Origin of the sequence: Klebsiella sp. SWET4 (assembly GCF_024296565.1) — a bacterium.
Lineage (GTDB): Bacteria > Pseudomonadota > Gammaproteobacteria > Enterobacterales > Enterobacteriaceae > Klebsiella > Klebsiella variicola.
Window position 1 is genome coordinate 120051 of record NZ_JANCOB010000006.1, and the last position, 21531, is coordinate 141581.

At 57.9% G+C, this 21531-nt stretch carries 18 protein-coding genes; 11 read left to right on the top strand and 7 right to left on the bottom strand.

Going from position 1 to position 21531, the window contains the following annotated elements:
• Positions 1-52: 52 nt before the first annotated feature.
• Genes fruA through fruB form a run of 3 tightly spaced genes read right to left on the bottom strand, consistent with a single transcriptional unit; the run spans position 53 to position 3833 of the window.
• Positions 53-1747: a PTS fructose transporter subunit IIBC gene (gene fruA / locus NKJ21_RS15430; RefSeq protein WP_008804019.1), complete on the bottom strand. Its 1695-nt coding sequence runs from the start codon at positions 1745-1747 to the stop codon at positions 53-55.
• A 16-nt stretch (positions 1748-1763) separates the two neighbouring features.
• Positions 1764-2702, bottom strand: coding sequence for a 1-phosphofructokinase (fruK, locus tag NKJ21_RS15435; RefSeq protein ID WP_004103928.1), 939 nt, complete (start codon positions 2700-2702; stop codon positions 1764-1766).
• Entirely contained in the window at positions 2703-3833 is a 1131-nt protein-coding gene (gene fruB / locus NKJ21_RS15440) for a fused PTS fructose transporter subunit IIA/HPr protein (RefSeq protein WP_008804018.1), read from the bottom strand.
• A gap of 334 nt (positions 3834-4167) precedes the next feature.
• Between fruB and setB the strand changes: the two genes are divergently transcribed.
• A complete protein-coding gene (setB, locus tag NKJ21_RS15445) occupies positions 4168-5349 on the top strand; it encodes a sugar efflux transporter SetB (RefSeq protein ID WP_008804017.1) in 1182 nt (393 codons plus the stop codon).
• 34 nt (positions 5350-5383) lie between these two features.
• Here the strand turns inward: setB and NKJ21_RS15450 are convergent, their stop codons facing one another.
• The gene (locus NKJ21_RS15450; protein ID WP_254732977.1) at positions 5384-6520 is read right to left on the bottom strand and encodes an HlyD family secretion protein; all 1137 of its coding nucleotides are present in this window, start codon (positions 6518-6520) and stop codon (positions 5384-5386) included.
• Position 6521: 1 nt separating this feature from the next.
• Positions 6522-6866 (bottom strand): DUF3302 domain-containing protein, encoded by a 345-nt coding sequence (locus NKJ21_RS15455; protein WP_008804015.1) that lies wholly within the window; start codon positions 6864-6866, stop codon positions 6522-6524.
• A 213-nt stretch (positions 6867-7079) separates the two neighbouring features.
• On the opposite strand from NKJ21_RS15455, the gene NKJ21_RS15460 reads away from it, so the two are divergent.
• Positions 7080-8012 (top strand): LysR family transcriptional regulator, encoded by a 933-nt coding sequence (locus NKJ21_RS15460; RefSeq protein WP_012541024.1) that lies wholly within the window; start codon positions 7080-7082, stop codon positions 8010-8012.
• A 2-nt stretch (positions 8013-8014) separates the two neighbouring features.
• Here the strand turns inward: NKJ21_RS15460 and NKJ21_RS15465 are convergent, their stop codons facing one another.
• Entirely contained in the window at positions 8015-8269 is a 255-nt protein-coding gene (locus NKJ21_RS15465) for a YkgJ family cysteine cluster protein (RefSeq protein ID WP_008804013.1), read from the bottom strand.
• A gap of 147 nt (positions 8270-8416) precedes the next feature.
• Here NKJ21_RS15465 and yeiP point away from each other — a divergent pair, with 147 nt between their 5' ends.
• Entirely contained in the window at positions 8417-8989 is a 573-nt protein-coding gene (gene yeiP / locus NKJ21_RS15470) for an elongation factor P-like protein YeiP (protein ID WP_002912951.1), read from the top strand.
• A gap of 1078 nt (positions 8990-10067) precedes the next feature.
• On the opposite strand, the gene uxuA is transcribed toward yeiP, so the two are convergent.
• On the bottom strand, positions 10068-11258 hold the full coding sequence (gene uxuA, locus NKJ21_RS15475; RefSeq protein ID WP_008804012.1) for a mannonate dehydratase: 1191 nt from the start codon (positions 11256-11258) through the stop codon (positions 10068-10070).
• Positions 11259-11465: 207 nt separating this feature from the next.
• On the opposite strand from uxuA, the gene NKJ21_RS15480 reads away from it, so the two are divergent.
• From NKJ21_RS15480 to NKJ21_RS15515, 8 genes are all read left to right on the top strand, one after another.
• Positions 11466-12932, top strand: a complete 1467-nt coding sequence (locus tag NKJ21_RS15480) for a mannitol dehydrogenase family protein (protein WP_239270697.1) — start codon at positions 11466-11468, stop codon at positions 12930-12932.
• 120 nt (positions 12933-13052) lie between these two features.
• Entirely contained in the window at positions 13053-14030 is a 978-nt protein-coding gene (locus NKJ21_RS15485; protein ID WP_012967545.1) for a GTP-binding protein, read from the top strand.
• A gap of 37 nt (positions 14031-14067) precedes the next feature.
• Complete coding sequence (locus NKJ21_RS15490; protein WP_165818815.1) at positions 14068-14781, top strand: phosphatase PAP2 family protein; 714 nt, start codon at positions 14068-14070, stop codon at positions 14779-14781.
• Between the two features lie 426 nt (positions 14782-15207).
• Positions 15208-15777: a bifunctional murein DD-endopeptidase/murein LD-carboxypeptidase gene (mepS, locus tag NKJ21_RS15495; protein WP_004201653.1), complete on the top strand. Its 570-nt coding sequence runs from the start codon at positions 15208-15210 to the stop codon at positions 15775-15777.
• Positions 15778-15965: 188 nt separating this feature from the next.
• The gene (locus NKJ21_RS15500; protein WP_023340549.1) at positions 15966-17528 is read left to right on the top strand and encodes a cyclic di-GMP phosphodiesterase; all 1563 of its coding nucleotides are present in this window, start codon (positions 15966-15968) and stop codon (positions 17526-17528) included.
• A 68-nt stretch (positions 17529-17596) separates the two neighbouring features.
• Positions 17597-19402: an extracellular solute-binding protein gene (locus NKJ21_RS15505; protein WP_117116396.1), complete on the top strand. Its 1806-nt coding sequence runs from the start codon at positions 17597-17599 to the stop codon at positions 19400-19402.
• A gap of 9 nt (positions 19403-19411) precedes the next feature.
• A complete protein-coding gene (locus NKJ21_RS15510; RefSeq protein WP_008804006.1) occupies positions 19412-20506 on the top strand; it encodes a microcin C ABC transporter permease YejB in 1095 nt (364 codons plus the stop codon).
• Positions 20506-21531 carry a microcin C ABC transporter permease gene (locus NKJ21_RS15515; RefSeq protein WP_012967542.1) on the top strand — a complete coding sequence of 342 codons (1026 nt, stop codon included), beginning with the start codon at positions 20506-20508 and terminating at the stop codon, positions 21529-21531. The genes NKJ21_RS15510 and NKJ21_RS15515 overlap by 1 nt, the downstream gene beginning before the upstream one ends.

Below are 21531 nucleotides of genomic sequence, written 5' to 3' on the forward strand. Positions count from 1 at the left end.
AACAGAGACAAAAAAAGGGCCGAACAATCGGCCCTTTTTTATTACGGTAAGATTATGCCGCTTTTTCGACGTCCACTACCTGCGCTTCCGGGCGTTTCAGCACCGCGTAGGAGAGGCCCGCCACCAGCGTCCCGGCAACAATCGCCAGCAGGTAGCCCAGCACCGGCGTAATCGCTCCCGGGATCAGCAGGACAAACAGACCGCCGTGCGGCGCCATCAGTTTCGCGCCAATCGCCATCGAGATAGCGCCGGTTACCGCGCCGCCGACGATGCAGCAAGGCAGCACGCGCATCGGGTCACGGGCGGCAAAAGGAATCGCCCCTTCAGAGATAAAGCACAGGCCGAGAACCAGCGCGGCTTTCCCCCCTTCACGCTGCCCTTTGTCGAACTTATTGCGGGCAACCAGCGTCGCGATACCCATCGCCAGCGGAGGCACCATACCGGCCGCCATGATCGCCGCCATCGGCGCGTAGGTCTGGGTACTCAGCAGGCCCACGCCAAAGGCATAAGCCGCTTTATTCACTGGCCCGCCCATGTCGGTACACATCATCGCGCCGAGGATTGCGCCCAGCAGAACCGCGTTCGCGGTGCCCATGGTTTGCAGCCAGTGGGTCAGCCAGGCGAGAATACCGGCTACCGGTTTACCGATCAGGTAGATCATCGCCAGACCCACGATCAGGCTGGAGACCAGCGGAATGATCAGGATTGGCTTCAACGCTTCCATACTCTGCGGCAGTTTCAGCTTCGTGCTGATGGCTTTCGCCACGTAACCGGCAAGGAAACCAGCAATGATCCCGCCAATAAAGCCGGAGCCGCCGCTGACCGCCAGCATACCGCCGATAAGACCCGGGGTCAGGCCCGGACGGTCGGCAATGGAGAAGGCGATAAAGCCTGCCAGCACCGGTACCATCAGCGCGAAGGCCGAGCCGCCGCCGATCTGCATCAGCGCCGCCGCCAGGGTGTCTTTCACTTCAAACGCTTTGATCCCGAAGGCAAAGGAGAGCGCAATACACAGGCCCCCGGCCACCACCATCGGCAGCATGTAGGAGACGCCGGTCAACAGGTGGCGGTAGGCGCCCGCCGACTCTTTTTTCCCTTCGCCAGCAGCCTGAGGTTTACCGGACGGCTGGTACGGTTTGGCTTCGGCCACCGCTTTATCCAGCTCCTGGGCGGTTTTCTTCAGCGCCAGACCGGTGGTGGTGCGATACATTGGCTTACCGGCGAATTTCGCCAGGTCCACCTCGATATCGGCAGCGACGATCACCAGATCCGCCTCGGCCACCTCTTCCGGGGTGATGGCATTGCCAGCCCCAACGGAGCCGCGGGTTTCCACCTTCACCCACCAGCCGCGTTTTTTGGCTTCGGTTTCGATGGCTTCTGCCGCCATAAAGGTATGAGCAACGCCGGTCGGGCAGGCCGTGACCGCGACAATACGTTTCGGTCCGCCGGTAGCCGCCGGGGCTGCCGCAGCGGCAGGGGCCGCGTACGGCGTTGCGTGACCTTTGGCTTCGCTGAGGAACAGCTCCGGGTGCGCCACGGCGCGATTAATATCGCCAAGGTAGACCTGTTTGCCGTTCAGCGCGCTGTCGGTGGGCAGCGCCGCGCCCAGCACAATCACCAGTTCGGCGTCGTTCGGGTTATCAATCAGTTCAAGGTGCGCTTTAGGCGCTGCCGCTCCCAGCAGGGTTTTCGCCATATAGGCGCGCGCCTGTCCGAGTCCGGCATCAATAATCAGCAGCGTTTTCATTATGCCTCTCCTGCTGTCAATTAAAGGGTTGTAAGTCGACGCGCGCCATCATCGCGGCCAACTGGGTACGGTCGGTAATACCCACGTTGCTCTGGCTGACGGCCAGGGCAGCGACGGCAGTCGCCAGGCGCAGGGTATGCTCGCTGGATTCACGCATCAGCAGGCCGTAAATCAGGCCGCCAACCATCGAATCGCCGGCGCCGACGGTGCTGACCACTTCCACTGAAGGCGGTTTGGCAATCCACTCACCGGAGGCGTTCACCCACAGCGCGCCCTCTTCACCCAGGGAAATCACCACGTGGGCGATACCCTGCTCGCGCAGCGCATGGGCGGCTTCGATAACATCTTTCATCTCCGGCAGCTTACGCCCGGCCCAGATTTCCAGCTCGCGACGGTTCGGTTTCACCAGCCATGGCGCCGCTTTCAGTCCGGCAACCAGCGCTTCGCGGCTGCTGTCGAAAATAATGCATGGGCACTGGCTGCGCAGACGGGTCATCCAGTCGGTGAAAGCCTCCGGGCTGACGCCGGACGGCAGGCTGCCGCTGACGCAGACCATATCGAACTGCCCGAGCCAGCTCAGGGAGTCGTTGACGAAGCGTTCCCAGTCGCCCGGGGTGACTTCAAAGCCGGAGAAGTTGAAATCCGTCACTTCGCCATCTTTTTCCGTCAGCTTAACGTTGATACGGGTCCGACCCTGCACCACCTGGAAACGGTTGGCGATCCCCAGCTCGCTGAACAGCTGCTGAAAGCCATCCTGGTTGTCTTTGCCCAGGAAGCCGCCGACGGTGACATCAATGCCGAGATCTTTCAGCACTTTCGCCACGTTGATGCCTTTCCCGGCGGCATGCAGGCCGGTGGTGCGCACCAGGTTCACTTCACCGCGTTCAATCTCCGGGGTGAACCCCACCAGATCGTACGCCGGGTTTAACGTAATCGTTGCTACACGTCTGCTCATTTATGCGCCCTCCCCAAGGCCTGCGGCGATCGCTTCGCCAATCGCATCCAGCGCTTGTTGCGCATCCTCACCCTGCGCGGTGAAACGCAGACGGTGACCTTTTTTCACACCCAGCGCCACGACCTTCATCAGGCTGCGACCGTTGGCCGGCTTGCCGGAACCGTCGAGGTTGGTGACGGTGATGTCGCTGGAGAATTGTTTAATCGTATTGACCAGCATGGTGCCCGGTCGGGCATGCAGGCCGTGCTCATTGCGCACCACGAATTCGGCGCTCAGCACGTCTTCCGCAATGGCATCGTCGCTGGTCAGCAGCGCCAGCACGGTGGCGGCGTCGGCTTTCAGCAAACGGTCAGCTTTCTTGTCCAGCAGCAGCTTGCTCAGGCGGTTCAGCACCGCAGTCGGCTGCTCATCGGCCATCGCCACCGTGACCAGCAGGGAAACCGGCTGATCGTCGCGGGTAAAGGCATTAGCCGCGCGGCTGACCGCCACGGCGCTGCGCAGATTGCCTTCCGCACTGTCGTTCAGCCAGACGCCCTGACCGAGGTTCAGCGGCGTATCGTTGATAGCGTGGCTTACGAATGCCGTGTCAGCGGCACCCACTTCTTTCAGTCGCGCCGCGTTCAGCGCCTGCAGGGTCAGCAGATCGCTGGCCGCCACGTCGAGGCTGAGGGTCTCGTTGTCCAGCTTCAGCGCTTCGCTCTGTTTTTCCCCCATCAGCAGCGCACGCAGCTCTTCCGCGGTGGTGGCGGACTGCAGCTGCGCGGCTACCGCGTCATCGCTTAGCACATGGGTCAGCTGACGCAGGAGGCCAAGGTGTTCATCTGAGCTGGCGGCAATCCCGATCGCCACATAGGCGGTCTGCCCTTCGCCCCAGGTGACGCCCTGCGGGAACTGAAATACCTGGACGCCGGTCTTCAGCACCTGGTCACGGGTGTCCGTCGTGCCGTGCGGGATCGCAATCCCGTTGCCGAGGAAGGTCGAGGTCTGCTGCTCGCGAGCCAGCATACCGTTCACGTAGCCATCAGCCACGTTGCCGGCGCTGACCAGCGCGGCGGCGACCTGCCGGATGGCCTCTTCTTTATTACCGGCCTGCTGGCCGGGATGAATATCCTGCACAGATAACTGGAACATGGTTCTCCTCTCCTGCTGAATTGAATCGTTTCAGCTAACTTGAGAAAAAAGGCGCCATCTGACGGGGAACGGATTGTCGAATGACGCTGAAACGTTTCAAGAATTTTGTACCTTTCTTGCTCAACGCGCAAGGTACGTCAGCGACTTGATTGCAGAACTTAGAGGTACTGCACACTTTTGCTGAAGCCTTTGCTATCGACCACCGCAAATGTCAGCTTTTTGCTGAACCTTATATTTTGAAACGCCTTTTTAATTATTCGTGCCATACTACTGTTTATTTTCAGCCAGCAGGCGTAAACTCCGCGCCGTCTCCTGAAACTACAGAAAACCGAACATGCAAAACCGTAGCGCCGCTCTTCCCCGACGCGGGTTCGATGTAACCTCTTCCGCATTCTTGATCGTCGCCTTTCTGACAGGCATTGCCGGGGCGTTGCAAACCCCGACCCTGAGCCTCTTTTTGACCAACGAAGTGCACGTCCGCCCGGCGATGGTCGGCTTCTTTTTTACTGGTAGCGCCGTCATTGGCATTCTGGTCAGCCAGTTTCTCGCCGGCCGCTCCGACCGGCGGGGCGATCGCAAACAGCTGATTGTCGTCTGCTGCCTGCTGGGGGTGCTGGCCTGCCTGCTGTTTGCCTGGAACCGGAACTACTTCATTTTGCTGTTTATCGGCGTCTTCCTCAGTAGCTTTGGCTCGACCGCCAACCCGCAGATGTTCGCCCTCGCGCGCGAGCACGCCGACAAGACCGGTCGCGAAGCGGTGATGTTCAGCTCCATTTTGCGCGCCCAGGTCTCCCTGGCATGGGTGATTGGTCCCCCGCTGGCCTACGCCCTGGCGATGGGGTTTGGTTTTACCGCAATGTATCTCAGCGCTGCGGCGGCGTTTATCGTCTGCGGGATCATGGTCTGGCTGTTCTTACCCAGCATGCATAAAGCGGCGGCGGTGGCGACGGGCCGGCTGGAAGCCCCGCGCACGCACCGCCGCGATGCGCTGCTGCTGTTTAGCATCTGCACGCTGATGTGGGGCACCAACAGCCTGTACATCATTAATATGCCGCTGTTTATCATTAATGAGCTGCATCTGCCGGAGAAGCTGGCCGGGCTGATGATGGGCACCGCGGCCGGACTGGAAATTCCTACCATGCTGATTGCCGGTTATTATGCCCGGCGCTTTGGTAAACGCTTTCTGATGCGCCTTTCGGCAGTGGCCGGTGTGTTGTTTTACGTGGGCATGTTGACGGTGCATACGCCGGCGCTGCTGCTGGCGATGCAGGTGCTGAACGCCGTCTATATCGGGATCCTCGCCGGGATCGGCATGCTCTATTTCCAGGATCTGATGCCGGGGCAAGCGGGCGCGGCCACTACCCTCTACACCAATACCACCCGCGTCGGCTGGATCATCGCCGGTTCACTGGCGGGGGTAGTAGCGGAGATCTGGAGCTATCACGCGGTGTTCTGGATAGCGCTGGTCATGGGTATCACCGCTCAGGTCTGCCTGTGGCGGATCAGGGACGTGTAGGCAAGACGGCCCGGCCTCGACCGGGCCATCCTGATTAATGATCCAGATAGAGGTAATGCAGCCAGCTGGTCATTCGTAGCAGGACTTTGCGCATAATCGACACATGGGCAAAATAATCGGTATAAACCGCCGCCTGCGCACTGACCCCGTCCGGTAAATGTTCCACTTCCGGGTGGGGATCGAGGTCGATCAGCACATAGACGCCCTCTTTTCCGGCTCCGGCGCTCAGCCCCTGCAGCGCACCGCTGGCCTGATAGCTGCCATCCGGGATCGCCGGCAGCACCCGCGATACCTTACCGCTATAGACGCTGCCCGGCAGACCATTAAACACCACCTCCGCGCTATCCCCGGCCGTCAGACGCAGAACCGAGTTCTGGCGGAATACCGCCACCACCTGGCGCTTTTGCTGGGGAATAAACACCAGCACCGGCTTGAAGGGCAGACGTACCGCGGTCATCCCCGGCCGCGCCAATAGCTGGGTAACGTAGCCATCGCTCGGCGCACGAACCACAGTTTGCGCCAGATTATACTCCGCCTCGAGGATCTGCGATTTCAGACTGGCAATGTTGGCATCAAGCCCGTTATAGCGGCCAGACACCTGCTCTCTGGCGTTTTGTAATTGCGCTTTCGCCGCCTGCAATACCGCCGTCTGGATCTGCACCTGCTGCCTGGCGTGAGTCACATCCTGTTCCGAGAAAGGATTGACCGGCATGGCCGCCCCCTGTGCATAACGCTGGTAGTCACGGGTAACGCGATCGTACTCAGCCTGCGCCTGCTGCGCTCTGGCGCTGGCATCGTCGATAGTCGCCTGCTTCGCCCGCAGCGTCGCCTCCCCGGCCGCCAGATCGGCTTTCAGCTTGTTCAGCCGCGCGCGGTAGCGGGTGTCATCGATGCGGAACAGCAGTTCGCCCTTCTTCATTAACACATTGGTTTTACTAGTGACCTCAACCACCTCGCCTGAGACCTGAGGCACCATCGGAATAGAAACAACAATTTTTTGCGCCCGCAGCGTATAGGGATGGTTATAGTTCATCGTTAATATTAACGCGCCTACGACCACTATTCCGCCTAATATGGCAGTGGGTATTGTCCATTTATTTACTGGAATGAGAAATATCTTAAAAACGCCCCAGGCGATGGCGACATAGCAAAGGATAATTAACAGATCCATATTATTTATCTTTATTCCCCGCTGACGCTTGCTGGCTGTTTTTTAACGCCGCTTCGAGTAATGCGATACGTTGCTCCAGTTCCTTGCGTTGCAGACTATCCTCGGTCTGCGAAGCCATCCCCCACCCGCGGTCAGGGCGGTACAAGGTGGCCCAGATCCACAGAAAAGGCCAGATAGCATGCAGGGTAAACAGGCTTATCCAGCCCGCCACATGAATCGCGTCCTGATGGGGGTGCTGCCGTTTTTGCGCGATATGATAGGGAATATCGTGGATAATAATCACTCCATAAAATAATATGAGAAAAACCAGTATTAATACAAACAAAGCAAAATAATTAAGCAGCATGGTGCATATACACTCAGTAAGCCAGCGGGAAGATCGTTATTTTTAATGACGTCGAGGACCACAAAAGAAGCGATAAAACGCACAATTTTCCTTAAATAACGGACTGTTCAACGCAAAGGCCATCATACGTTTAGCGGATCAATAAATCACATGACAATTCCGCCAAACTGGTATATCATTTTTGATATACCACAGATATCAGGCAGCGATAAGATGTTGAAAGACTTTAAAATGGATGAGCTGAGGATCATCTGCGCTATCGCCGAAACCGCCAGCGTCAGCCGGGCGGCCCAGCGCCTGAATATGCCCCAGTCTAATGTTTCGCGGACGCTGACCAGCGTGGAGCGGAAAGTCGGTTTGGCCATATTCCTGCGCACCGCCAGAGAGCTGGTGCGCACCGAGTTCGGCGAGCAGTTTATCCATGCCAGTCGCGCGGTTCTCGAACAGCATGAGCAGCTTATCAACCTCGCCGACCGTTATAAGAACACGCTGCAGGGCGTGGTCACCCTTGGGGCGCCCATCGGTATCCATCAATTTCTCGGGCGCTATATTCTGCCGGCGCTGAGGAAAACCCTGCCGGAGCTGCAGATCAATCTGGTCACCCGCAACGCCAGCGAGCGGGAACAGAAATACGGCGCCATCTTCAATAGCGACTGCGATCTGCTGATAAGCCCCTTTAAGCCGCAGAATGAAAATCTCATCGCCCGCCCCTTTACCCGCTTTCGCACCGGCGTCTTCGCCTCTCCGGACTATCTGGCGCAACATCCTATCGCCGAGCCGGAGGCGCTGGTGGATCATGAGTGCATAACCCTGCGCATGCTGGGCGGCAGCGACAATGTCTGGACCTTCAAAAGCAAAAACGGCGAACCGCTTAATCTCACGGTAAAGGGGGGATTCGTTTGCGATAACACGCTACCGGCGGTGGAGCTGGCGAAGCTGGGGATGGGGATCGTCTATGCGCCCTACTATTCACTCGCCACCGAGCTGGCGGCGGGACAGCTGGTTCCCTGTCTGAAAAAGGAGCGCTGTATCGACCTGCAGGCCTGGCTTATCTTCCAGCGGCGGGACATTCTCCCCCTGCGCGTACAGGCGCTACTCGACGGCCTCAGCGCCCATATCAAAAACCTGTCTCATCTGCTGCTTTAAGCTCAGGGCGCGGTGGCCAGCTCAAGATCCAGCAGCCAGGTGATGGCGTCATCGCGGTGGGTGAAGCACATCTCGGGCGAGGGCTGCAGGCTGGCGCACACCTTCGGGCGCAGAGGGGAGCCGAAAATCAGGCACAAGTTGTGCTCGGAAAGCTGAATACAGCGGGTATTGGCGGGCTTGCCCTGCGGCATGCCGGGTATTGGCGATGAGATAGAGGGAGCGATGCAACATGCGCCACAATCGGTACGACATTCCACAACCCAGCTCCCAAACGCTCATTTTGTGCCACAGCCTAAACGTTTTGCCAGAAGATAGCAAAACTCGCGAATTCCGCTTGCCTGAAGGCGCGGGCGCGAGTAGTTTTACGCGATATTTTTGACTCGTTAAGTGACAGGATTACTGCAATGCCAAGAGCGAATGAAATTAAAAAAGGTATGGTGCTGAATTACAACGGCAAGCTGCTGATTGTGAAAAATATTGATATTCAGTCACCCAGCGCCCGTGGTGCTGCGACACTGTATAAAATGCGCTTCTCCGATGTGCGTACCGGCCTGAAAGTGGAAGAGCGCTTCAAAGGTGACGATATCGTCGATACCGTGACCCTGACCCGCCGTTTCGTTGACTTCTCCTATGTCGATGGCAACGAATACGTGTTCATGGATAAAGAAGACTATACCCCTTACACCTTTACCAAAGAGCAGATCGAAGAAGAGCTGCAGTTTATTCCGGAAGGCGGGATGCCGGATATGCAGGTGCTGACCTGGGACGGCCAGCTGCTGGCCCTGGAGCTGCCGCAGACTGTTGACCTGGAAATTATCGAAACCGCGCCGGGTATTAAAGGGGCATCCGCCAGCTCCCGCACCAAGCCAGCCACTATGAGCACCGGCCTGGTAATTCAGGTGCCGGAATACCTGACCACCGGTGAGAAAATCCGCATTCATATCGAAGAGTGCCGCTATATGGGCCGCGCGGATTAATCATCTGTGACGCCCCGACAGTAAAAAAGGACAGCCGCTGGCTGTCCTTTTTATTTGGCGACGGTATGCCCCTGTTGCCGGGTAATATCCATTCAACACGGTTCCCGTATTTGTGCCGGATGGCGGCTGACGCCTTATCCGGCCTACGATCCGGGCACCCTGTCGTTAATTTATTCACCATTCTTGCTGAAACTGCCGGTGCTGGCGGCCTCAACATCGCTGAGACGTTCCCGGCCCGGGGGTACAGGGGGCGACTGGCCGCCCCCTGTGCGCTCCCTGCACCATGAGTGACATAACGCAGAAGAAATATCGGGAGCGCAATCTGCCCGGAAATAACAGAGAACACAGGTTTTTCCAGGGTCGACACTGTTGCAAACCGATCACCGTATCTACCCCATTGCGCCGTTATTTTGTCGGGTAATGACGCTTCACTTACCCGACCCGGCTGACGCCCCGACAGTAAAAAGGGACAGCCGCTGGCTGTCCCTTTTATTTGGCGACGGTATGCCCCGGTGCCGGGTAATATTCATTCAACACGGTTCCCGTATTTGTGCCGGATGGCGGCTGACGCCTTATCCGGCCTACGATCCGGGCACCCTGTCGTTAAGTTATTCACTATTCTTGCTGAAACTGCCGGTGCTGGCGGCCTCAAAATCGCTGAGACGTTCCCGGAAGGCCGGGGCAGCCCGCATGGATGCGGGCTGAGGGCCGTGTTTTGCACGGACGCTGCCTCGGCCCGACCCGAAGCCTGCAGGGATAAGTCGAAGGCACCACGAAGTGGCGATTTTGCTGGCCGGAGCCAGGGGGTACAGGGGGCGGCGGCGACTGGCCGCCCCCTGTGCGCTCCCTGCACCATGAGTGACATAACGCAGAAGAAATATCGGGAACGCAATCTGCCCGGAAATAACAGAGAACACAGGTTTTTCCAGGGTCGACACTGTTGCAAACCGATCATAGTATCTACCCCATTGCGCCGTTATTTTGTCGGGTGGCGCTTCACTTACCCGACCAGGCTGACGCCCCGACAGTAAAAAGGGACAGCCGCTGGCTGTCCCTTTTATTATCCCTGTTACCGCGATTACAACAGTTCAGGGTATTTGGTCATTTTCAGCGCCAGCTCGACGCCACGCACTTCCGCCATCCCCTTGAGACGGCCAATCGCCGAATAGCCTGGGTTGGTTTTCTTGCGCAGATCGTCAAGCATCTGATGACCATGATCCGGACGGAACGGGATCGGGCGCAGATCGCCAGCCTGTTTACGCCGCTGCTCTTCACGCAGAATCGCATCCACCACCGCCACCATATTGACGTCGCCGCTAAGGTGCGCCGCCTCGTGGAAGGTTTTCGGGTTCGCTTCACGACAGGTAGATCGCAGATGGGTGAAATGGATGCGATCGCCAAAGGTCTCCACCATCTTCACCAGATCGTTATCGGCGCGGACGCCATACGATCCCGTACACATGGTGAAGCCATTATTGATGCTGTCCACTGTCTCTTTCAGCCACTGCATATCTTCGATGGTCGACACGATACGCGGCAGGCCAAGGATCGGCCGCGGCGGATCGTCCGGATGCACCGCCAGGCGGATGCCTACCTCTTCGCACACCGGCACGATAGCCCGCAGGAAGTAGGCCATATTCTCGCGCAGCTGCGCTTTATCAATGTGGTCATATTCCGCCAGGCGCGCGCGGAACTGGTCAAGAGTGTAACCCTCTTCCGCCCCCGGCAGGCCGGCGATGATATTGCGGGTCAGTTTCTCGATGTCCGCTTCGCTCATCGCCTTGAAATAAACCTCAGCCTGACGCTGCTCTTCTTCGCTGTAATCTCCTTCCGCGCCCGGGCGTTTGAGGATATGCAGTTCAAAGGCGGCGAAGGCGATCTGATCGAAACGCAGCGCCCGGGAACCGTCCGGCAGCTCATATTCCAGATCGGTGCGCGTCCAGTCGAGGATCGGCATAAAGTTGTAGCATACGGTATCGATGCCGCAGGCCGCGAGGTTGCGGATGCTCTGCTGATAGTTGGCAATCCAGGTCGCATACTCCCCGCTGTGGGTTTTAATATCCTCATGCACCGGAATGCTTTCGACGACCGACCAGGTCAGCCCTTTTGCCGCTAACAGCGCCTGACGCGCTTTAATCTCCTCTACCGGCCAGACCTGACCGTTTGCAATATGGTGCAGCGCAGTCACGACGCCGGTCGCCCCTGCCTGCCGTACATCATCAAGCGATACCGGATCGTTCGGCCCATACCACCGCCAGGTTTGTTCCATCGCTATGCCCTCACAAAAGTTGTTATACCAATAATGGCGACACTCATGACGACTACCATACATGTTTCTCCTCAGGCTGCAAACAGTGCCGGCGCATTGATTGATCCAGCTCACAGTCAGCGGATAATTTCGGCTTACCAATTTAATTTCCTGTCATATAACTTTAGACTGGCATTGTTAATAAGCAGTTAAACAGGTGTGTAAAGAATGACAACAATTGCAACCGCTACGCTACCGGAAAACGTGCAACGTCCTCAGTACGATCGCAGCCAGCTCCGCTCGCGTATTGTCCATTTCGGCTTTGGCGCGTTTCATCGCGCGCACCAGGCGCTGCTGACCGATCGCGTGCTGAATAACGTCGGCGGCGACTGGGGGATCTGCGAAATCAGTCTGTTCAGCGGCGATACGCTGATGAGCCAGCTTCGCGAACAGGACCATCAGTTTACCGTGCTGGAAAAAGGCGCCGACGGTAACCAGCCCATCGTGATCGGCGCGGTGCACGAATGCCTGAACGCCAGGCTCGATTCGCTGGCGGCAATTATCGAAAAATTTTGCGAGCCGCAGGTGGCGATTGTCTCGCTGACCATCACCGAAAAAGGCTATTGCATCGATCCGGCGACCGGCAAGCTGGATCCGACGCATCCGCGTATCGTTCACGATCTGGAAAATCCGACGCTACCGCAGTCGGCTCCCGGTATTTTAGTGGAAGCGCTGGCCCGCCGCCGGGAACGGGGCCTGCCGCCCTTTACCGTGCTCTCCTGCGATAACATTCCCGACAACGGCCACGTGGTGAAAAATGCCGTCCTCGGTATGGCGGAAAAACGCAGCCCGGCGCTGGCGAACTGGATCGCCGATAATGTCAGCTTCCCGGGCACCATGGTGGATCGCATTGTTCCTGCGGCCACCGCCGAGTCGCTGGCGGAAATCGCCGCCGTGCTGGGGGTCGACGATCCCTGCGCCATCAGCTGCGAACCCTTCATTCAGTGGGTGGTCGAAGACCACTTCGTCGCCGGACGACCGGCCTGGGAGACGGCCGGCGTGCAGATGACCGACGACGTGCTGCCCTGGGAGCAAATGAAGCTGCGGATGCTCAACGGCAGCCACTCTTTTCTCGCCTGGCTTGGCTATCTGGCAGGTCATGCGCACGTCAGCGACTGCATGCAGGATAACGTTTTCCGCCGCGCCGCTCGCCAGCTGATGCTTGACGAACAGGCTCCGACGCTGACCATTACCGGCGTCGATCTCGAGGCCTATGCCGACAGCCTCATCGACCGCTTCAGTAATCCGGCGCTCAAACACCGCACCTGGCAAATCGCCATGGACGGCAGCCAGAAACTGCCCCAGCGCATGCTCGACGGCATCCGCGTACATCTTGAGCGCGGCAGCCGCTGGCCGCTGCTGGCCCTCGGCGTTGCCGGCTGGATGCGCTACGTCAGTGGTACGGACGACGCGGGTCAGACGATCGACGTGCGCGATCCGCTGGTCGACAAGATCCAGCAGCGGGTGGCGCAGAGCGATGAGCAGCAGCGCGTCGATGCGCTACTGGGTCTGGAGGAAATATTTGGCCGCGACCTGCCGCACAACGCGCAGTTTGTCGCCGGGATCCGCGCCGCCTGGCAGCAACTGGCGACGCACGGTGCCCGCGAGGCCGTGGCCCGCGCGCTAAATTCTTAACAATATTTGCGCTTATGCGGACAGAATCTTCTTCTGTCCGCCTCAGGACTTCTCTTTTCCCCCTTTTTTCGTCAGGATAGGCGTAACTGTTACAACATTACATTTATCCTGGAGAAAAGAGTGACCAGAACCAATTTGATCACCGGCTTTCTCGGCAGCGGTAAGACGACCTCAATTCTTCATCTGCTGGCGCAGAAGCCTGCGGATGAAAAATGGGCCGTACTGGTGAATGAGTTTGGCGAAGTCGGGATAGACGGCGCGCTGCTGGCCGACAGCGGCGCCCTGCTCAAAGAGATCCCCGGCGGCTGCATGTGCTGCGTTAACGGCCTGCCGATGCAGGTTGGGCTGAATACCCTGCTGCGCCAGGGTAAACCCGATCGCCTGCTGATCGAACCCACCGGCCTTGGCCATCCGAAGCAGATCCTCGATATCCTCACCGCAGCGGTGTATGAACCCTGGATCGATCTACGCGCTACGGTGTGCATCCTCGATCCCCGTCAGCTGCTGGATGAAAAAGTCGTCAATAACGACAATTTCCGCGATCAGCTGGCCGCGGCGGACATCATTGTGGCCAATAAAAACGATCGGGAAACGCCCGAAAGCGCCCAGGCGTTGGCCGACTGGTGGCAGCGCTGGGGCGGCGATCGTCGCAAGGTGTCGACAACCCAGGGTAATATCGACCTCGCCCTGCTCGATGAGCCGCGCCGCAACACCGCCCCGTTGCCGGCGAGCGCGGAGCATGTTCACCACTCTCGCCCGACCAGCGGTCTCGCCGCACTCAGCCTGCCCGAGCACCAGCGCTGGCGCCGCCACCTCAACAGCGGCCAGGGCTATCAGGCCTGCGGCTGGATTTTCGACGCGGAAACGGTCTTTGAAACCATCGGCCTGCTCGAATGGGCACGGCTGGCGCCCGTGGCGCGCGTCAAAGGCGTGATGCGCATTGCCGAAGGGGCCGTGAGGATCAACCGCCAGGGCGAGGATTGGCATATCGAGACTCTGAGCGTCCCCCCACCCGATAGCCGAATCGAGCTTATCTCGGCGAACGAAGCCGACTGGAACGCGCTCCAGACCTCACTGTTGAGGCTTCGTTTAAGTTGAGGCGGCTAAGGTTGCCGCCGACTGTCACAAAATCGCAATGGCTATGATGAAAAACCGAATTCCTTTAATTCTGCTGCTTAACATCGCGGGTGTGGCGCTATTTTGCTCCTGGTATCTGCCGGTCAACCACGGCGCCTGGTCGCCGGTCGACTCCGCGATCTTCCATTTCTTTAACCATGGCGTCAGCGTCAGCCACGCCTATGCCTGGCTGCTGGCGATCATCAACAATCGCGCCTTCGACGCCTGTTCGCTGCTGGCGATGGGCTGCCTGATGCTCCGCTACTGGCTTAAAGCGCCGCCAGCAGGCCGTCGCCAGATTGCCATCATGGGCCTGGTGATGCTGCTGGCCGCGGTGATCATTAACCAGCTGGCGCAGCACCTGATGCCGGTACAGCGCGCCAGCCCGTCGCTGTTTTTCCACGATGTCACCCGCGTCAGCGATGTCGTCAATTTCCCCACCAAAGACGCCTCCAAGGACAGCTTCCCTGGCGATCATGGGATGATGCTGCTGATCTTCGCGAGCTTTATGTGGCGCTATTTCGGCCGCCGCGCGCTAACCGTGGCGCTGGTGATATTTGTGGTCTTTGCTTTCCCACGCGTCATGATTGGCGCTCACTGGTTCAGCGATATTGCCGTCGGCTCCCTGACCGCCGTGCTGATTGGCGCACCGTGGGTATTGATGACACCGCTGAGCGATAAATTGATCGCCCTTTTCGACCGTTATCTGCCCGGCGGAATATCGGCCAAATAATGTCGTGGTCGCCGTCTGGCGTCATTATCTATAAGGGGACCTTTTGGGTCCCCTTTTTCAATTGCGCTTTTTTTCAACATGATGTTCATCTTCTTGTCACATTAATCCCGTGACAAATGAAGGAATTGTCTGTTTTTTACCCGATACTGGCGCTATTTTGTCCTTTCCCAATGATTCACTTTTTGTCACCAAAATACTTATAAGAAATCGCGCAAAACCGCTCGCCATGCGGCGTTTGATAGGGTAATCTCGTTCTCGTTTTGCCTTTTCCGCAACATTAATTCAGGGCATGAATAAATTTGTGCGTGACTGCACAAATTTAAGCTTAAGGAATTGTCTCATTGCGGATGGGTATTTAGGCTCTAACACGTTTGGCATTTTTTATAACGACATTGTCGTTAAGGACAACAAGGGAAAATAAACAGCATGGTCAAATCTCAGCCGATTTTGAGATACATCTTGCGGGTAGCCCCCGCGATTGCAGTAGCGGTTCTGCTTTCCGCGTGTAGTTCAACAAGTACCGCCAGGAATATGCATTCTGAGACGCATGCTGTGGGTAGTGGCGATTTATCATCACTGCAAGCCTCTCAGGATGAATTTGAAACGATGGTCCGTAACCTGGACGTGAAGTCCCGTTTAATGGATCAGTATGCCAGCTGGAAAGGCGTGCGTTACCGCCTCGGCGGCAGCACCCGTAAAGGTATCGACTGCTCAGCGTTTGTGCAGCGCACCTTCCGCGAACAATTTGGTCTGGAACTGCCGCGTTCAACCTCTGAACAGCAGGAAACCGGAAAATCGATTTCCCGTACCCAGCTGCGTACTGGCGATCTGGTTCTGTTCCGCGCCGGCTCTACCGGCCGCCACGTCGGGATCTATCTCGGCAACAACCAGTTCGTTCACGCCTCCACCAGCAGCGGGGTGACCATCTCCAGCATGGATGAACCGTACTGGAAAAAGCGCTACAACGAAGCGCGTCGAGTTCTGAGCCGCTCGTAAACTGTCCTCTACCGCCGCCGGTTATCCCTTGGCTGGAGGCGGGATAAAAAAACACTGCCCCGGCAGTGTTTTTTTTTGCCACCTGATTCTGAACGCCGCAAAATAAGCTATGTCTTTTAAGTGGGAATGAGAAAAACGACGACCGACAAACCGTTGATGGGATTCAATAACACGGAAAGACTATAGCTATGCTTACTCGCTACTTTTCACCCCAGCGTAAAATCTGGTTAACCAGCCTGTGCGTGGGGATTATCGTCGCGCTGCTGGCCGGCTGCATTCAGTTTATGGTGATTTACCATAACCGGGCAGAGCGTTTCGACGCCATTATCAACAACGTTGACACTTATCTTAAAAGCTATTTTCACGATCTCCGTGAGACCATTGATGGCCTGCAGCCGCTGGTGGATCAGCCCTGCGAGAATATCGACTCCGGACTCACCTCCCATGCCGCTTTCAGCCCCAACGTTCGCGCGTTTCTGCTGGTTAAAAATGGCGTCGTCTTTTGCTCCTCGGCGACAGGGGCCATGAATACGCCCCTTACTCAGCTTATCCCGGCGATCGATATTCGCAAACCCGTTGATATGGCGATTTTGCCGGGTACGCCGATGATGCCGAAAAGCGCAGCGCTGGCGTTATGGGTCAGCAAACCCGATGATGCAAACAGCGGCATTTTCGTATCGATCAACGCCAATCTCACGCCGTATATCCTCTATTCCGCACGACAAAATGATTTCAGCGGTATTGCGCTGGCCATCGGCCATACCGCCATCTCCACCTTCAGTAATCGGCTGGTGGATCCGCAAACCCTGCATAACGAACCGATCCGCCAGGTACAGATCGACGGTTTACCGCTGAAGGTCTACCTGTATGCCAACAGCTGGCTGGCGGAAAATACACAGTTTGCCCTGTTGCTCGGGGTAGTGTGCGGCCTGCTGGCGGGGTTGCTCTGTTATTACGTGCTGACGATCAAATCCGATCCGCGAAAATCGATACTGCTGGGGATCAAAAATAACCAGTTCTACGTCGTCTATCAGCCGGTCGTGAATGCCCAGACCCTGCGTATCAGCGGCGTGGAGGTGCTCATGCGCTGGCGCCATCCGGTGGTGGGTGAAATCCCGCCTGACGTCTTTATTAATCTGGCGGAAACCCAGCAGATGATCGTGCCGCTGACCCATCACCTGCTGGCGCTGATCGCCAGCGATGGTCTAGTGCTTAAACGGATCCTGCCGCGCGGCGTCAAGCTGGGGCTGAATATTTCCCCTGCCCATCTGCAGGCTGACAACTTCCGCGACGATATGCTGCGCTTTGCCGCCGCGCTGCCCGCCGACCATTTTCACGTGGTGCTGGAGGTGACCGAGCGGGCCATGATTGATAAAGAAAAATCGATCGCTAACTTCGCCTGGCTCCACCAGCAGGGTTTTGAAATCGCAATAGATGATTTTGGTACCGGGCATAGCGCGCTGATTTATCTCGAACGCTATAACTTCGATTATCTGAAGATCGATCGCGGCTTTGTGCAGGCGATTGGCACCGAAACCGTGACCTCGCCGGTGCTGGATGCGGTACTGACCCTCAGCCGCCGGCTGAAATTAATGACCGTCGCTGAAGGAGTGGAGACCCAGGAACAGGCGGAGTGGCTTCGTGCCCAGGGCGTCAATTTCCTGCAAGGGTACTGGATAAGCCGTCCGCTATCGCTGGAGGCGCTGGTCGCCGCGCATGATGAACCTGCGAATTATTTCACAACGCGCTAAGTCTCACATATGATGCGGGAACAGAGGTCGGCTATGGGGGCCGACCGTGACAAGGTATTCTGCCGCCTATGTATGCGCGCCTCTTTTTAATTCTGCTTGCTCTGTTTAGCCTTAGCGCTAAGGCGCAAACAATAAAAGAAAGCGTCGCCTTTGCGATTATCGGTGAACCCAAATACGCAGCCAGCTTCAGCCATTTTGATTATGTCAATCCTGAGGCGCCGAAAGGCGGCACCCTCACCCTGGCGGCGATCGGCACCTTTGATAACTTCAACCGCTACGCACTGCGCGGCAATCCCGCCGTGCGCACTGAGGCGCTCTACGATACCCTGTTCACCACCTCGGATGATGAGCCCGGCAGCTACTACCCGCTGATTGCCGAGCGGGCGCGCTATGCCGAGGACTATTCCTGGATGGAGATCGCTCTCAACCCGCACGCCCGCTTCCATGACGGCACGCCAATCACCGCCCGGGACGTTGCATTTACCTTCAACAAGTTTATGACCGAAGGGGTGCCACAGTTCCGCCTGTTTTATAAAGGCACCACCGTTAAGGCCATCGCCCCGTTGACCGTACGAATCGACCTCGGCCAGCCCGGCAAAGAGAACATGCTGAGTCTGCTGAGCCTGCCGGTGATGCCTGAGTCGTTCTGGCGCCAGCACAAACTCAGCGACCCGCTGTCGAAGCCGCCGCTGGCCAGCGGGCCCTACCGCATCAGCGCCTGGCGAATGGGGCAATACATTACCTATTCACGCGTCGCCGACTACTGGGCGGCCGACCTGCCGGTCAACCGGGGTCGCTGGAATTTCGATACGCTGCGCTATGACTATTATCTCGACGACAATGTCGCTTTCGAAGCCTTTAAAGCGGGAGCCGTCGATCGCCGGGAAGAGACCGTCGCCAAAAACTGGGCTACCCGCTACGTCGGTCGCAACTTCAGCCGCGGCTACATTATTAAAGATGAGCATACAAATACCTCGGCGCAGGATACCCAGTGGCTGGCGTTCAATATTCAGCGCCCGGTTTTTGCCGATCGCCGGGTGCGGGAGGCCATTACCCTGGCGTTCGATTTTGAATGGATGAACAAGGCGCTGTTTTACAGCGCCTATCAGCGCGCCAACAGCTATTTCCAGAACACCGAATATGCCGCCCGCAGCCTGCCCGACGCCGCCGAGCTGGCCCTGCTGACGCCGATGAAAAACGAACTGCCCCCGGAGGTCTTCAGCCAGGTTTACCAGCCGCCGGTCTCCCGCGGCGATGGTTTCGACCGCGACAACTTAGTCAAAGCCGACGCCCTGCTCAATGCGGCGGGTTGGACGGTAAAAAACCAGCGCCGGGTCAACGCCGCCACCGGCAAGCCGCTGCGCTTTGAACTGCTGATGCCAGCCGGTGGCAATGACCGCTGGGTGCTGCCGTTTCAGCACAACCTGCAGCGCCTGGGGATCGTCATGGATATTCGTCAGGTTGATAACTCGCAGTACAGCAACCGTCGCCGCAGCCGTGATTACGACATGATGCCGAGCCTGTGGCGTGCCATGCCCTGGCCCGGCACCGACCTGCAAATCTCCTGGGCCTCAGACTATATTCACTCCAGCTATAACGCACCGGGGGTGCAAAGCCCGGTAGTGGATAAGCTGATTGCGCAGATCCTGCAGTGGCAGGGCAATAAGCAGAAACTGATCCCCCTCGGTCGGGCGCTGGACCGCGTGCTCACCTGGAATAACTACATGCTGCCGATGTGGTATATGGCGCAGGACCGCACCGCGTGGTGGAATAAGTTCTCTTTCCCCGAGACCCGCCCCATTTATTCCTCCGGGCTCGATACCTGGTGGTACGACGTGAACAAAGCGGCCACCCTCCCCGCGGACAGACGTTAAGGACATCCCATGGGCAGCTACCTGATCCGCCGTTTGCTGTTAGTGATCCCCACCCTGTGGGCCATCATCACCATTAACTTTTTTATTGTGCAAATCGCACCCGGCGGCCCGGTCGATCAGGCCATCGCCGCCATCGAATTTGGTCAGCACGGCGGGATGCCGGGTGCCGGCGACGGCGGGATGGGCGCCAGCCATGCCCGCACCGGCGCAGGGAACATCAGCGAGGGGCACTATCGCGGTGGGCGGGGCCTTGATCCGGAAGTCATCGCCGAGATCACCCACCGCTACGGCTTTGACAAGCCGCTGCACGAGCGTTACCTGAAGATGCTGGGCGATTATCTGCGCTTTGATTTTGGCGACAGCCTGTTTCGCAGCGCCTCAGTACTGCAGCTGATTAAAGACAGCCTGCCGGTCTCGGTGAGCCTCGGACTGTGGAGTACGCTGATTATCTACCTGGTTTCCATTCCGCTGGGTATTCGCAAAGCGGTCAGCAACGGCAGCCGCTTTGATATCTGGAGCAGTACGCTGATTATTATTGGCTATGCGATCCCCGCCTTTCTGTTCGCCATCCTGCTGATCGTGATTTTTGCCGGCGGCAGCTATTTCGACCTCTTCCCGCTGCGCGGTCTGGTCTCACCGAACTTCGACACCCTTCCCTGGTATCAGAAAATCCTCGACTACCTGTGGCACATCACCCTGCCGGTGCTGGCGACGGTGATCGGCGGCTTTGCCGCCCTGACCATGCTGACCAAAAACAGCTTCCTCGACGAGATCCGCAAACAGTATGTGGTCACCGCCCGCGCCAAAGGCGTCGGTGAGAAACAGATCCTCTGGGGACATGTGTTCCGCAACGCCATGCTGCTGGTGATCGCCGGCTTCCCGGCCACCTTTATTAGTATGTTCTTTACCGGTTCGCTGCTGATCGAAGTGATGTTCTCGCTGAACGGCCTGGGTCTGCTGGGCTATGAAGCGACGGTCTCCCGCGACTATCCGGTGATGTTCGGCACGCTCTATATTTTCACTCTGATTGGCCTGCTGCTGAATATCGTCAGCGATATCAGCTATACGCTGGTCGACCCGCGCATTGATTTTGAGGGCCGCTAATGTCTTTCTTCAGTCCCGTTAATCAGGCCCGCTGGGCGCGCTTTCGTCACAACCGTCGCGGCTACTGGTCGCTGTGGCTGTTTTTAATTCTCTTCTTCTGCAGCCTCGGCGCCGAGCTGCTGGCCAACGATCGCCCGCTGCTGGTGCAGTACCGGGGCCAGCTGTATGTTCCGGTGTTAAAAAACTACACCGAGCAAACCTTTGGCGGCGCGTTCGCTACCGCCGCCGACTATCAGGATCCCTGGCTGCAGCACCAGCTGTCCACCCACGGCTGGGCGCTATGGCCGCCGGTGCGCTTCGGCGCCACGACGATTAATTTTGCCAGCACCGTCCCCTTTCCGTCACCGCCCTCGGCCAGCAACTGGCTTGGCACCGACGCCAACGGCGGCGATGTGCTGGCGCGGATCCTCTATGGTACGCGCATCTCGGTGCTCTTCGGTCTGCTGCTGACGCTGTTCTCCAGCGTGCTGGGAGTGCTGGCCGGGGCGATACAGGGTTACTATGGCGGCAAAATCGACCTCTGGGGCCAGCGCTTTATCGAAGTCTGGTCCGGGATGCCGACCCTGTTTCTGATCATCCTGCTCTCCAGCGTCGTGCAGCCGGGCTTCTGGTGGTTGCTGGCGATCACCGTCCTTTTTGGCTGGATGACGCTGGTGGGCGTGGTGCGCGCTGAATTTCTTCGCACCCGCAACTACGACTACATCCGGGCGGCGCAGGCGCTCGGGGTCAGCGACCGGCAGATCATCCTGCGGCATATGTTGCCTAATGCAATGGTGGCGACCCTCACCTTCCTGCCTTTTATCCTGTGCAGCTCCATTACCACCCTGACGTCGCTGGATTTTCTCGGCTTCGGTCTGCCGCTTGGCTCCCCCTCTCTCGGCGAGCTGCTGCTGCAGGGAAAAAACAACCTGCAGGCGCCCTGGCTGGGCATTGCCGCGTTTCTCTCCGTCGCCGTACTGCTGACGCTACTGATTTTTATCGGTGAAGCGGTTCGCGACGCCTTTGACCCGAGTAAGGCGGTGTAA

Excerpts from the sequence above, each read along its gene's own strand:
- fruA (WP_008804019.1), bottom strand. The coding sequence starts at position 1,747 with ATGAAAACGCTGCTGATTATTGATGCCGGACTCGGACAGGCGCGCGCC.
- fruK (WP_004103928.1), bottom strand. The coding sequence starts at position 2,702 with ATGAGCAGACGTGTAGCAACGATTACGTTAAACCCGGCGTACGATCTG.
- fruB (WP_008804018.1), bottom strand. The coding sequence starts at position 3,833 with ATGTTCCAGTTATCTGTGCAGGATATTCATCCCGGCCAGCAGGCCGGT.
- setB (WP_008804017.1), top strand. The coding sequence starts at position 4,168 with ATGCAAAACCGTAGCGCCGCTCTTCCCCGACGCGGGTTCGATGTAACC.
- NKJ21_RS15450 (WP_254732977.1), bottom strand. The coding sequence starts at position 6,520 with ATGGATCTGTTAATTATCCTTTGCTATGTCGCCATCGCCTGGGGCGTT.
- NKJ21_RS15455 (WP_008804015.1), bottom strand. The coding sequence starts at position 6,866 with ATGCTGCTTAATTATTTTGCTTTGTTTGTATTAATACTGGTTTTTCTC.
- NKJ21_RS15460 (WP_012541024.1), top strand. The coding sequence starts at position 7,080 with ATGTTGAAAGACTTTAAAATGGATGAGCTGAGGATCATCTGCGCTATC.
- yeiP (WP_002912951.1), top strand. The coding sequence starts at position 8,417 with ATGCCAAGAGCGAATGAAATTAAAAAAGGTATGGTGCTGAATTACAAC.
- uxuA (WP_008804012.1), bottom strand. The coding sequence starts at position 11,258 with ATGGAACAAACCTGGCGGTGGTATGGGCCGAACGATCCGGTATCGCTT.
- NKJ21_RS15480 (WP_239270697.1), top strand. The coding sequence starts at position 11,466 with ATGACAACAATTGCAACCGCTACGCTACCGGAAAACGTGCAACGTCCT.
- NKJ21_RS15490 (WP_165818815.1), top strand. The coding sequence starts at position 14,068 with ATGGCTATGATGAAAAACCGAATTCCTTTAATTCTGCTGCTTAACATC.
- mepS (WP_004201653.1), top strand. The coding sequence starts at position 15,208 with ATGGTCAAATCTCAGCCGATTTTGAGATACATCTTGCGGGTAGCCCCC.
- NKJ21_RS15500 (WP_023340549.1), top strand. The coding sequence starts at position 15,966 with ATGCTTACTCGCTACTTTTCACCCCAGCGTAAAATCTGGTTAACCAGC.
- NKJ21_RS15505 (WP_117116396.1), top strand. The coding sequence starts at position 17,597 with ATGTATGCGCGCCTCTTTTTAATTCTGCTTGCTCTGTTTAGCCTTAGC.
- NKJ21_RS15510 (WP_008804006.1), top strand. The coding sequence starts at position 19,412 with ATGGGCAGCTACCTGATCCGCCGTTTGCTGTTAGTGATCCCCACCCTG.
- NKJ21_RS15515 (WP_012967542.1), top strand. The coding sequence starts at position 20,506 with ATGTCTTTCTTCAGTCCCGTTAATCAGGCCCGCTGGGCGCGCTTTCGT.